Below are 14,657 nucleotides of genomic sequence, written 5' to 3' on the forward strand. Positions count from 1 at the left end.
AATGAAATCAACAGAAGAATTAAAAGAATATTATCAGGATGACATTGCCGTTATTTCAATGGCTGGTCGCTTCCCCGGTGCAAACAGTGTCGAAGAGTTTTGGCATAACCTTGAAAATGGTGTCGAGTCAGTCAGGTTTTTTAGTCAAGAAGAGCTATTGAACTTAGGGGTTGATCCTGCACTTTTAGAAAACCCGAACTTTGTTGGTGCTGAGGGGGTACTTGAAGGCGTTGAGAATTTTGATGCTGAATTCTTTGGTTTCTCGCCTAGAGAAGCTGAATTGTTAGACCCACAGCATCGGATCTTCCTTGAGGTAATTTGGGAGCTGTTAGAAAGAGCGGGTTATGGTGCTGAAGAAGGCGACAACATCATTGGTGTTTATAGTGGAGCCGGTGCTAGTTCCTATCTGTCGAGAAACTTATTATCACACCAAGACTATGTAAGGGACGTTGGGACCTTTAAAGTCTCTCTCTCAACGGGACAAGACTTTGTCTCGACAAGAGCAAGCTACAAGCTTGGCTTATCTGGACCTAGTATCAATATTAATACTTTATGTTCGTCTTCAGCTGTTGCTGTTCACTATGCGAGGGAAGCGTTGCTTGCATATCAATGTGACATTGCGGTAGCTGGAGGAGTTACAATATCAAACTCAAGAGAAGATGCTTTATTTTACCAAGAGGGCGGCATAGGGTCCTTTGATGGTCACTGTAGAGCCTTCGATGCGAGGGCTGCCGGTACAGTTGCTGGGAATGGTATTGCGCTTGTTGCTTTGAAACGCATGGAAGATGCACTAGAAGATGGCGATCAGATCCTTGGCGTACTAAAGAGCAGTGCAATTAATAACGATGGCGGGGACAAAGCAAGTTATACCGCGCCAAGCCCTGAAGGGCAATCGAGGTGTATTACAGAAGCTCTTGAAAGCGCAGAGATAGATCCTGCGACGATTAGCTATATAGAAGCACATGGAACAGGTACTAACTTGGGGGATCCGATAGAAGTATCTGGTTTGACTAGAGCATTTCAACGCTATACGGATAAAAAGCAATTCTGTGGCATTGGTTCTGTGAAAACAAATATTGGGCACCTCGTATCAGCGGGGGGAGTTGCCAGTATGATAAAGACGTTGAAGGGGATGGAGCATCACAAGATACCTGCAAGTCTAAACTTTGAACAACCTAATCCAAAAATTGATTTTGCTAATAGCCCATTTTTCGTTGTTGATAAAACGATCCCGTGGGAACCAAGTGCAGGTGACAAGTTAAGAGCTGGTATTAGTTCATTTGGCATTGGTGGAACGAATGCACATTTAATCGTAGAAGAAGCGCCTGAGTTACCTAAGTCTGATTCAGCTAGTGGACTTCATCTAATCGTGTTGTCTGCAAAAACAGCATCCTCATTAGTAAAAACGAAAGAAAACCTGCTTGAGCACTTGAAGTGCTGCCCAGAGCTAAATATTGCTGACGTTGCTTACACGTTACAAGTCGGTAGGAGAAATTTTAAACACAAGTTTGTCACTGTTGTCAGTTCAATAGATGAATTAAAGAATAAGCTGACAGGAGACGACAAGCGATTCACGATCCATAGTGCCCAGAACAAAACAGAGCGAGATATTTGTTTTATGTTCCCCGGTCAAGGTAGTCAGTATGTCGGTATGGCGAAAGCTTTATATGAAAATGAAGCTGAGTTCAAAAAGCATTTAGATCAGTGCTTTGAATTAATACACACGCATTGCTCTTTGTCCTTAAAAGAACTTTTGTTTTGTGAGAATTCAACTGCTGCCAGTACACAACTTAAACAAACTCAGAATGCTCAATTAAGTTTATTTAGTGTTAGTTATGCACTAGCTAAACTGCTAATAAGTTGGGATGTAAAACCACAAAGCATGATTGGTCACAGTATCGGTGAGTATGTTGCAGCGTGTTTGTCCGGTGTATTTACTCTGGAAAATGCAATAAGACTCGTTGCAAAGCGTGGTGAGCTCATGGCGGGTATGCCACATGGCAAAATGTTGTCGATTCCAATCGCTGCAAGTGAAGTGTCTAACTGGGTAAGAGAGGGAGTTTGGCATTGCGTTCAAAATAGCGAACATTCACAGGTTTTGGGAGGGCAGCCTGAAGCAGTTGACGCTTTATTAGCTGAACTAAATGCAGCAGGAATTGAAGCTTCTCTGCTACATACATCTCATGCGTTTCACAGCGGGATGATGGCTGCTGCACTTCAGCCATTCATAGAGTTTGCAAGCACAATACCGATGAATAAACCAACTATCCCGTTTATCTCAAATGTATCGGGTGATTGGGCTGAGGAAGAAGTTTGCAGCCCAGAATATTGGGCTAAACACCTGCGTCAAACTGTGAAATTTAATGATGGCTTAGAGACATTATGGTCTGAGGATACTAGCCGTGTGTACGTTGAAGTTGGCCCAGGGACTACCTTACGATCATTTATAAAGACGTTGAGCAATAACCAAGCTCATGTTGCAAGTACATTACCTAAACCTGCAGAGCAAGAGTTGACTCTGGAAAGTATCGCATTTACGCGTGCTGAAATATGGGCAGCGGGGATCACACTACCTTTTGAAGAGTATTATTCTACGCAAAAGCGCCACAGAGTTCGTCTTCCTACCTATGCATTTGAGCCAAAAAGATATTGGATTGAACCTGCAGCAACAGGTAAGCAGTTATTTAAACCTGATTTAATTTTAACGAAAGATTCTGATATGCCCAGCACCACAAAACCGCTTGTAGAGGGGGCATTACGTTGGGAGTTAAAAGCGGTTGAACAACATACGACGTTGTCAGACGCACAATTGGCAGCTATCAAGGCGATGCAACAAGGTGTTACAGAGCAGCTTGCGACTATTCTTGGTAGTAGTATGGATGTCAAAGGTGAAGGCTTAGAGTTAAAGTTTGCAAATATAGAGTCTCAAATTGATGGTAGTAGTGATGACCTTGCATTGGCTTCCAATCATAGCCGTCCAAGTTTTGCGCCTGATTATGTTGAACCAAGAACGGAGCTTGAATCACTACTAGCGCAGCAATGGCAAGAAGTTTTGGGGTATAGCCCAGTTGGAATAGAAGATAATTTCTTTGAAATGGGTGGGCATAGCTTAATGGCGGCTGCCTTAGTAACCAAAATGCGCAAGCAGTTTGAATTTGAGATACCACTTCAGGAATTATTGCAATTACCAACTATTTCTGCACTTTCCGAATTAATTGAAACTCGGATGTGGTTACTTGAGCAAGAAAATAGTGAGGCCGATACGACTGAACCTGTTGAGGTGCTTGAACTATGAATGTTGAGGCACTTTTACAAGAGCTTCGGGCTCATCACGTTAAATTAAATATCAAAGGTGACAAGCTGGTTTGTGAATTACCAAAAACGGGAATTCCTGATAGCCTGAAGACGACACTGATAAGTAATAAAGAAGCGTTGAAGTCGTTTTTAAATAAGCTTTATAAAGATAATAAGAAACGCCACACGATTCAAAAGGTCGATAAAGCTTGTGAAATACCACTGTCATTTTCACAGCAAAGCTTGTACTTAGCGCAAAAGTTTGCGTCAGGCAACGAGTATTACAACAGTCACTTCTTATTCGATATTAGTGGTGAGATTGATTTTTCCTGCTTTCAACTTGCTGTGCGCAAGTTGATAGAGCGGCATGAAATATTGCGGACTTGTTATGGCGAAAATTTAGGAATGCCGTTTCAGTTTGTAATGCCAATGGAAAGTATCGACATGACAAAAATCTGCGAGCTTGTTTCCGTGGTTCATAAAAACGATGAAGAAATAGAAGCGCAGATCAGAACAAGTATAAATATCTATTTTGATTTGGAACGTGATGCTCCTATCAGAGTTAAATTATTTAGAACGAAAGAAAGATATTTAGTGTTGTTTGTTATACACCACATCGCAACAGATGGATTTTCCGGTGGTGTTTGTAGTAAAGAGCTATGTCAATTGTATCTTCATGCGGTTGAGAAATCAGATGAGAGTTTGGCTCCATTAGATATTCAGTATGCAGATTATGCATTTTGGCAGCGTTCCCCTGAATGGATGGAAATGCAAAATGAAGGGATTGAATATTGGCTTGAAAGGCTAAAGGGTGCGCCAAAAGTAAATCAACTTCCATATGATTTTCCACGCCCACGTCAGTTGGATTATAGCGGTAGGACACAGCAGTTTAAGCTTGATTCCCTGAGGCTGGCTAAACTGAAAAAACTTGCTGCACGAGAAGAGACAACCTTGTTCATGCTGTTACATGGCCTGCTTGGTGTGCTAATCGCTAAAGTGAGTGGTCAATACGACAACACTATAGGTGCACCCATTGCAAATAGGCTGAATCCTCAGCTGGAGTCATTAATAGGCTTTTTTGTTAATACCTTACCAACAAGAGTACAAATTGATGCTAAACAAAGCTTAATTGATATTCTTCGACAGAATAAAACTAATCTATTGAATGACTTTTCGCATCAAGAAGTGCCAATCGATGTGCTTATTTCTGAGAGGGCGGGAGAGCGCTTGGTAAGCGGTTCAAATCTATTTCAGGTGCTATTTGTGATGCAAAACACGCCTGAGATGATGCTTGAATTCGCTGACACAAAAATGGAGCTGAAAAACTTTGATGCCCATACTGTGCGATTTGATATAGAGCTTCACATCACGGAGCTTAATGATGAGCTCGATATTAGTTGGATGTATGCAACAGCACTTTTTAAAGAAGAAACGATTAAGAGTTTGCATGACAGCTTCATACTGCTCATTGATACCTTTTTAAATAATCCCGAAATAAATTGTTCAGATTTCTCGATAGTTAATAAGAAGCAACAAATACAGCTAGAGAAATTACAGACGAAAGAAGCGGTTCCTCTTGCTGGTGCCTCTGTGCAAGAAGCATTTGAGAGCACGGCTAGAGATTACCCAGAGAGTATCGCGTTAGTTGATAAAGAAGAGACAATTAGCTATGGCAGTTTAAACGCGCAAGCGAATAAATTAGCCCATTACTTAATTGAGACTGAGAATGTTAAACCTGGTGATTTAGTGGCATTTTTAGTTCCGAGGGGCATAGATCAAATTATAACGTTGATGGCCATATTGAAAGCGGGTGCAGGCTATATTCCAATCGACGAAGCATTACCTTTAGAGCGTATTGATCAGATATTACAAAATTACCCAAATAGCTTGTTGATATATGGAGACTGCTCTCAGGCGTGCATCAGTGAGCACAATAATAAAAGGCAACTGTCATCGCTAATTTTGAGTAATTACCCAGTTACTAATCCGGTGCTCGAAGTGGGGCTACTAGAGTCGCCCTGCTATGTTTTACACACCTCAGGCTCTACAGGTAAGCCAAAAGCGGTACAGATGTCACATAAAGCGCTGTTGAATTTGATTGTGACCATTGGGGTTGCTCAACCTCTTTTAACGAAACAGCCTACTTGGTTGCAATACGCATCAATCGGTTTTGATATGAGCTTTACTGATATTTTTATGGCACTTAGTAACCATGGTAAGTTGGTACTAACTCGTCGAGAGTGTATGAGTGACCTAGACTATCTTAGTAAAACGATTGTGGATCATGATGTCAGCGTTTTAAATTTGCCACACTCAATGCTGCACATTTTATTGAGTTATTGGGTAGAAAGTCACGTCAATCCAGCGCAACTGAATTGTGTGATATCTACGGCTGAGCAACTAAAAATAACTCCAGCGATCAGAAAGTTCTTTTCACGCAATAATCGAATACAACTTGTTAATCATTATGGTCCTACAGAGACACACGTTGTGACTGCATTAAATCTCTCAAAAGTACCAGAGACTTGGGCTGATATACCTAATATTGGGTCGCCAATAGCGAATGTGAGCTGCTTGGTACTTGACGAGTTTGGCTATCAAGTACCTGTAGGCGCTATGGGGGAGTTGTATATCACAGGTGCATGCTTGGCCGATCAGTATCTCGGAGAGCCAGAGCTGACGAAGGAAAAGTTTACTGAGCTACCTCATTATCCTCATTTGGGTGAGCGATTTTATCGTACGGGAGATTTGGTTCGTTGGACGTCAAATGGCAACTTAGAGTATTTAGGTAGAAGCGACCAACAGGTGAAACTGAGAGGCTTCCGAGTTGAACTAAGTGAAGTGGAGACTACCTTAGCATTGCATCCAGACGTAGATATGGCATCCGTAAAATGTGATGAATTCAACGGAGATAGCAAGCTAATTGCTTACTTTACTGTAAAGGGAAGAACACCTTCACAAACTGAGCTAAATGAATTTTTGCTTTCCAAGCTACCTTACTACATGTGTCCAAGCTTATTTATCGAAGTCACTTCATTTACATTTAATATCAACGGAAAAGTAGACAAAAATGCGTTGCCTAAGGCTGATTTCTCGGTACTAGAAAGTCACTATAGTGAACCTGAAACTCCGACAGAGTACCGCCTTCAAGGTGCGTGGCAATCATTGCTCAATGTTGAGAAAGTAGGCCGTAATGATAACTTCTTTAACTTAGGTGGGCACTCGTTACTTGCATCACAACTCTCTGCTGGGATCCAGCAAGAAACCGGCATAAAACTATCAGTAAAAACGATTATGGAAGCCCCTATTTTGAGGGAGCAAGCGCGCTTATTCGATGAGCTAAATTATTTGCAGAATGTTGAGAGCCTAAAGGCTGGACAAACAATCAAGGAGGAGGGGGTGCTATGAAAGAACTTAAACTATCACTAGAAAATTATCTACATGAAGGCGTGGTTAAGTTAGAGGGCGTGTTTTCTCAAAACGATATTGAGACCTTAGAAATGCACCTTCGAGATCATATTGGTGTTGAAAAACGGGGGGTTGTCTATGAGCAAGATGGAGTTACGGTACGCGGCATTCATGGTATTCACTTGTACCATGAGTTTTTCTCCACATTAGTAAAACAGGAAAAATTACTTGGTATCGTTCGGAAAACCCTAGGTGACAACTGCTATGTGCATCAATCCAAAGTAAATGTTAAGAAAAAAGGGGTTGGGGAATTCTGGCCATGGCATCAAGATTTTGTGTTTTGGCATAATAATGACCATATAGAGAAAGAAGAACTAGTCAATATCGCCATATTTCTCGATGATGTGGACTTTATTTCTGGTCCTTTGTGGTTTATTCCAAACTCGCATACGCAAGGGAACCTCTGCCAAAATATAACGCTTGAAGCTCAGCCTGATAAATCATGGTCGAATGATGTGGCTTCAGCGCTTACTTTCCAAGTGCCAATTGAAGAAGTTGACAAGCAAATTCAGATGAATGGTGTTGCTCCCGCAATAGGTAAAAAAGGCGATGTCATCGTTTTCCATCCACAAACTATTCATGGTAGCCCTAATAACTTAGGGCCAACGGATAGACGGTTGCTTATTCTGACCTACAACAAAGTGAGTAACGTAAGCAAGTCTCTTTCAAGCCGGCCCGAGTTTTTGTGCTCACCAGTCACTTATTAAGGAGTATGATAATGGTGAAGGAATTAATTAATGATGCTGCGTCGGCAGGGGTTTTTCTCTCATTAGATGAAGCAGGACAGTTGAAATATGAACTATCTGTAGATGAGTTTCCAGAACAGCTAAAGCAAAAAATTATTCAAAATAAAAACGAAATCATTGCCTTTTTTGAAGGATTATCAAGTTTAAATTCAAGTTCCGGTTACAGTACTCAAGATGCTATCGAGAAAGCATCTGAGGCATCGGTATCTTTCGCCCAACAGCGCTTTTGGTTGATTGATAATATTGAAGGCGGAAGCGCCCACTATAACATGCCAGGTGCTTTTCAGTTAGAGGGTGAAATAGATTTACACGCTATTGAACGGGCGTTTGTAGAAGTTATACAGCGACATGAAGTACTACGCACAACATACCATGAACTAGATGGTCAAGTTACTTTGCAGGTCCACGATATTGAAAGTTTCCCTATCAAGCAAACCTCTATCGAGCATTTAAGTGCGGAGCTGGTAAATAAAAAGCTCACTGAACTGCTCAGCCTAGAGGCATCTAGAAGTTTTGATTTAGAAAATGATCTTATGATCCGTTGTCATCTCATCAAGCTCTCCAATAACAAATATGTTGTTGGGGTGAACATGCATCATATTGCCTCTGATGGTTGGTCGTTAGGGATCTTAATAAACGAATTTGTAGAGTGCTATAGTGCAGTGCTCGAACATCGTGATGTAAGCTTACCTGAATTGCCTATCCAATATTCAGACTTTGCGGTGTGGCAGAAGGCACAGTTGCGCGGAACGTTACTAGATCAACTCGGTAGCTACTGGAAAACGCAGCTTGCAGACATACCTATGGCGCATAGCTTGCCACTTGATAAACCGAGACCACAAAGACCGGATAACCAAGGTACGACATTTAGTATTCAACTTCCCGCATCACAAAGTAAGGCTTTGAAAACATTCTGTGTTGAGCAAAATGCATCACTTTTTGCCGGAGTTCATGCGCTTTTCGCTGCATTGATGTCTCGCTACAGTAATGAAAATGATGTTGTTATAGGAACCCCTGTCGCGGGAAGGGATAATGCTGAGCTTGCAAGACTAATTGGGTTGTTTGTCAATACTCTTGTTTTACGAACTATCAACCCTGCCAAATTAAGTTTAGTTAAGGCGCTAGAAGTAAGCCGGAACACCATATTTGAAGCCTTTGAGCACCAAGCTATTCCCTTTGAGAACTTAGTTGAAATTCTAAATATCGAAAGAAGCCCTGCATATCATCCTATATTTCAGGTTATGTTGGCGATGCAAAATAATGATCAGGAGGCACTAAAGCTGCCTAATTTGGCATTGAGTAACGTGGAACAGCCAATAACCACGACGAAGTTTGATTTAACAGTGCATGTGAGAGAAGTTGGTGAGCAGATAGAGTTCACATGGGAGTATGCAACAGCGTTATTCAATGATGATACGATTAAAGTGATGGCAGGGCATTTTAACCAGCTAATCACTCAAGCGGTAGCTAACCCCAACGCCTCACTAGATACAATGCCTTTGCTGACAGCATCTGAGTACGAGACAGTTGTAAATAAATGGAATGCGACTTCTGTTGCTTATCTTGAAGACCTGTGTATGCATGAATTGTTTATACAGCAAGCACTAAAAACTCCAGCTGCCATAGCACTCGTAGACTCTCAAGGGGAGATGACCTATTTTGATTTGCTAAGACATGCTTTGCTCGTTGCGAGCAAGCTATCTGGGCAGATTACTGTCGAGGAGCTGGTTGCTGTAAGAGCTGAAAAAGGTAGAGCGCAGGTCATTGCCACATTAGCTATTTTGATTGCAGGAGGGGCATATTTGCCTCTTGAAACCAGCTGGCCGGTTGAAAGGTGTCGCGATATTTTAGTGCAGGCACAGGTAAAAGTCTGTTTAGTTGATAGTCAACAGCAGTTATTATCATCAGAAGAGTATCAATATATCGACTTGAGCCGCATCGACAACACAGGTATTTCTACCAAAGAGGTTATTGCATACTTTGAAAATTATCGAGCTCCGCAACAGATAAATCAGTTGGCCTATGTCATTTTCACATCAGGTTCAACAGGTGTACCTAAAGGGGTAGCGATTGAACATCAAGCAGTAGTTAACACTTTACTTGATATCAACAGTAAATATGAGGTTACGCATAAGGATAAAGTTTTATGTGTATCTGCATTGAGCTTCGACCTGTCTGTATATGATATTTTTGGTATGTTAGCGGTCGGTGGAGTGCTAGTCTTTCCAGCTCCTGAATTGGCGAAAGACCCTCATCACTGGCTTGACATGCTGGAAAAGCATGAAATAACAGTTTGGAATACAGTACCCTTATCTATGGGACTAATCACTGAGTTACTCGAAGCTGATAACCGACAAGATATTGCGCCTTTACGTATCGTGTTGATGAGTGGAGATTGGATCCCAACCTCATTACCTAAGCGTATATGGCGTCGCTTTAGGAATGCAAAACTCTTTAGTCTTGGAGGAGCAACGGAGGGGTCGATTTGGTCGATTCATTACCCCATTACTGAGGATTTGAGCGATCGTCGAAGTGTGCCATACGGTAAGCCTTTAGGTAATCAAGCATTCTATATACTTAATTCGCAGCTCCAACACTGTCCTACCGGTGTGACGGGGGAGTTGTTTATCGGCGGAAAAGGTGTTGCTCGTGAATACTACAATGCGAGTGAAATCACCGAAAAGCATTTCTTATACCATCCTGAATTACAACAAAAAATCTATCGAACAGGTGATTTAGGACGTTATTTACCAGACGGTAACATTGAGTTTGTAGGTCGCTTAGATAATCAACTAAAGGTTAGGGGATTCCGAGTTGAGATAGGTGATATTGAAAGTCAGTTGCTTGCTCATCCAAAAGTTGAAGGTGCGCATGTCGTAGCTGTACCAGACAAGTCAAAAAACATTCAGTTAGTTGCGTACGTTGTAATGACAGAAGAGTGGAAGCCATCACGTATTCGCGAGTATCTGTTCGGTACCTTACCTGATTATATGGTGCCAAGTGCAATTATGTTGTTGCCAAGCTTCCCGTTGACCGCAAATGGGAAGCTTGACCGCAAAGCTTTACCTGAACCTGACTTTAGCCAAGCACTCGCTGAGTATGAAGCTCCCAAAAATAAAATTGAAGCCCTATTGTGTGAGCTTTTTGCAGAATGTTTGGGATTGGAAAAAGTAGGAAGGAAAGATAACTTCTTTTCTCTTGGTGGGCATTCTGTTTTAGGTATGGAGCTGATCTCAAAAGCTAAGCGTAAAGGCATCATTATAGAAGCTCGCCACTTGTTTTCCGTAAATACGTTAGCAGAGTTAGCGGATATAGTGAGCGTAAATGAAGGTGAAAAGCGGCTGTATCAAGCGCCTAAGAACAAGGAGTTGCAAGATGGAGAAAGTCTTAAACCCGAACATTTGACACTTGTAAACCTTTCTAACAGTGAGCTCGAAAGTATTGCGAAGCTAGTTCCTAAAGGAATTGATAATATTCAGGACATCTATCCACTGAGCCCTGTTCAAGAAGGGTTTCTATTCCACTATATGCTTGGCGCTGACGTGGATCCTTATATTCTAAATTCTGTCATCGAATTACCACAAACAACTTCTTTATCAACGTTGCAGCAGGCCTTTGAGGTCATTCTATTAAGGCATGATGTACTAAGAACGCAAGTTCAGTGGCAAGGCGTTGCTGAACCTGTGCAAGTTGTATGTAAAGAAGTTGAATTCGTTGTGGATGAATGGGAGTTCAGTTGCGATGACGATGATACCGACGTTTTAGAAGTGATAGCACCGTCGTTACGCTCAAAGATGACAATTAGCCAAGCACCTTTAGTAAATATAACCTTGGCAAGAAATTCAACGACTACAAAGTCTTATTTAGTTATTCAGTGCCATCACCTTATCGTAGATCACGCTGGTTTAGAGATGATTGGTCAAGAGCTTGCTGCAATTTTAAATGGGCAAGAATTAAAAGCGCCTGCGCATCAGTTTAGAGAGCAAATAGCGTTTATTAAGGAACACTGTGACTTAGAAGCGGCAAAGGCATTTTATAAAGATTACTTAAATGATGTAACGCAAGGTTGTTATCCATTTAACTTGTCGAGTGTCCATGGTGATGGTAGCGATGTTGTTCAGTTGAATCATGATTTATCTGAAAAATTGAGTGCAGAAATCAGAGCATTATCTCGAGCATATCGTGTATCTCCCGCTATTCTATTCCACATGGCTTTATCTCTAACAATCTCTATTGCAAGTGCTAGTAGTCGAGTGATATTCGGGACGGTGATGTCGGGTAGGCTTGATGGTGTAAGTGGGGTTGATAAAGTGATGGGGACGATGATAAACACTGTCCCAGTACACTTAGAACTTAAGAACCTGAGTGCCGAAATGCTGTTGCGAAAAACGGAAGCATGCTTAAATGAACTCGTTTTATTTGAGCATGTACCTTTGGCTATAGCGCAGCAACAGAGTGGGTTAACTTCGGATACTCCTTTGTTTAGTTCGCTATTTAATTATAGACGGTCAAAATCTGAGAGTGCGGTGCAAAGTACTTTAGGTCTGCGTAGCTTATCCCTGAAGGAAACAACGAACTACCCTTTGGTTGTCTCAGTTGATGATTTCAATGATAAGAAGTCGTTCACCGTTGAAGTTAAAGCGATGGGAGAGTACGCCTCAAGAGTGCAAAATATTTTTGCATCTGCGATGGCAAGTATTTGCTCGGCGCTAGTATCTGGTCATGCTGGAGAAGTTACGAAGCTAGCTTGCTTACCTAGTAGTGAGCTTCCCAAAATAACATCTAAAACGGGGTGGCCTAAGAGCTGTAAAGAAATACCCTTAGCGCACAACCTGTTTGAAGCGACTGCCGTTCAGACGCCTGATGTGGATGCAGTGGTTACAACGCAAAATACACTGTCTTTCGCTGAGCTTAATAAATCGGCGAATCAGTTAGCAAATTACTTACGCCAAACTCATGGTGTTAAAGAAAACAAATTTGTCGGTATTGTCGTCAATCGTTCACAGAGCTATGTCGTTGCAGTTCTAGCTGTCTTGAAATGTGGTGCAGCCTTTGTACCCATTGATCCAAGTTACCCAACAGAGCGAGTGAGCTACATATGTGACCAAGCTAATGTGACAGTTGTTCTAGGTGATCATGACGAGCTGTCAAAAAAGGTCAGCGCACCTTTTGCTAACTTGGATTTATGCATCGAGGAGGCTACAAGCTATACCTCAGAACCACAACCAACGACTATTGATGCCAAAAGTGCAGCTTATGTGATTTTCACTTCGGGCTCTACTGGTCGGCCTAAGGGGGTCGTTGTAAGTCACCAAAATTTGGTAAACCATAGTACAGCACTAAAGGCAGACATTCTGGAAGCAACCGGAGCGAGTCGCTGGGGCTGGACACTATCAGGTGCATTTGATGGGGCGATGAAGGGTATATCTGCTTTATTAAACGGTATTTCACTTTGTATGGTGTCCGAACAAGCTAGGTATAACCCTAGCATATTGTGTTCAGAGCTACAGTTACTAAAGGCTGATATTGTAGATAGTACTCCTGTGATGATAAATGAAATCTTCAGGCTAGCTGAAATACCTCAAGTAAATTGGCTTATCGGAGGGGATGCAATTGATCCTGTGATGTGGAATAAAGTAGCCAAGTATCAGCAATCTATAGCAAGAAAAGCCTTTAATATGTATGGTCCAACTGAATGTAGCATCAACACTTGTTGGGGAGAAATAACAACAAACTCAAGCCCTCATATTGGCTCACCCATACTCAATGTAAATCTATCGATATTAGACAATGAAATGAGAGCTGTACCAGCAGGGGTTGTAGGCGAGCTTTACATTAGCGGATTTGGGGTGGCTAAAGGTTATATTAACTCGGTAGATGACGAAGCATTTCTAAGCCAAAGTGTATGTGCTGAAGCAGGCCTGGAATGGCCAGTATATCGCAGTGGCGACCTTGTGAAAGCGAGCGTTGATGGGGTATTGCAGTTTGTCGGAAGGAAAGACTCACAGGTTAAAATAAGAGGCTACCGAATCGATTTAAATGAAGTGGAAGCTGCCATTTTAGCGTGTAACATCGAATTAGCTGCGGTTACGACACACGAAGATACGCTCGGAGGGACTCAGTTACTTGCTTTTTATGAATCATCCGATATATCCGAGCAAGAGCTAAAAGAGCGCTTACGCGAGATGATCCCTTCTTATATGCTTCCAAGCGTTATTCAAAAACTTGAGCAAATGCCAATCAATAGCAATGGAAAGATAGATCGGAAAGCCTTGCCCAAGGTGGGAGAAGTCAATTCAACAGTAGTTTATGTTGCCCCCGACACAGAAATTGAAAGCAGTCTCTGTAAGCAGTGGGAAACTCTTTTGGGAGTAGAAAAAATTAGTGTTGAAGCGAGCTTCTTCGACTCTGGTGGCCACTCAATCTTAGCAACAAGATTTGCTAGTTTCGTTGAGCAAGAGTTTAAAGTGCAGTTACCGCTCTCTATGCTTTTTGAAAGTGCCACGGTGCGGACAATTGCTTCCTATATTGAGTCTATTCAATTGAGTAGAGGGGAAGTTTCTCTCAAAGAAGACGAAGAAGAGTTCTTTTTATAAGAACGTGTATTGAATCGTACAACAAGAACAATAAAAACCCTCCAAATCTGCTTACATGTGGATTTGGAGGGGCAAGGAATGAGTAGATTACCTCTAAGATAATTATGAAAGCTGAAAATATAATAATTAATGCAGTCAAGAGCGGTGTTCACCTCTATTTAAAAGATGGTCGGTTAGCGTATAAACTAAACAAAGGGAGTTTTCCCGACGATATAAAAGCAATGGTAGTTGCTAACAAAGACCTTGTTATCGAGCACTTAGAACTACAGTTAACCCAGAGCAACTTAGATAGAACAGTTCAAGCCTATCCAAGAGAAAGCCAGACGTTACCAACGTCATTTTCGCAGCAGCGTTTATGGTTTATAGATCATCTCAAAGGAGGCTCACCAGAGTACAACATGCCAGTGGCCTTGACTGTAAAAGGTGAATTATCGCTGCCTGTAGTTGAGCGTGTTTTTCAGCGGATAATTGCGCGTCATGAGGTGCTAAGAACCAATTATTATGATGAAGCAGGCGTGGTGTATCAATATATCCATGAACCTGAAAATGTGGC

Annotated in this window: 5 protein-coding genes; all 5 read left to right on the forward strand. The window is 41.8% G+C overall.

What is annotated here, in order from left to right; all coding sequences use genetic code 11:
• The first annotated feature begins 1 nt into the window (after position 1).
• Complete coding sequence (locus L1271_RS22090) at positions 2-3,295, forward strand: type I polyketide synthase (RefSeq protein WP_206472328.1); 3,294 nt, start codon at positions 2-4, stop codon at positions 3,293-3,295.
• Entirely contained in the window at positions 3,292-6,702 is a 3,411-nt protein-coding gene (locus L1271_RS22095; RefSeq protein ID WP_235368812.1) for a non-ribosomal peptide synthetase, read from the forward strand. Before L1271_RS22090 ends, L1271_RS22095 begins: the two co-directional genes overlap by 4 nt.
• Complete coding sequence (locus L1271_RS22100) at positions 6,699-7,469, forward strand: phytanoyl-CoA dioxygenase family protein (RefSeq protein WP_010604336.1); 771 nt, start codon at positions 6,699-6,701, stop codon at positions 7,467-7,469. The genes L1271_RS22095 and L1271_RS22100 overlap by 4 nt, the downstream gene beginning before the upstream one ends.
• Before the next feature lie 11 nt (positions 7,470-7,480).
• Positions 7,481-14,104, forward strand: a complete 6,624-nt coding sequence (locus L1271_RS22105; RefSeq protein ID WP_235368813.1) for a non-ribosomal peptide synthetase — start codon at positions 7,481-7,483, stop codon at positions 14,102-14,104.
• A 104-nt stretch (positions 14,105-14,208) separates the two neighbouring features.
• Positions 14,209-14,657 (forward strand): condensation domain-containing protein (locus tag L1271_RS22110; protein ID WP_235368814.1); only part of this gene is annotated, 449 nt, incomplete at its 3' end.

The sequence above is a fragment of the Pseudoalteromonas sp. OF5H-5 genome (assembly GCF_021530695.1).
Taxonomy (GTDB): Bacteria; Pseudomonadota; Gammaproteobacteria; order Enterobacterales; family Alteromonadaceae; genus Pseudoalteromonas.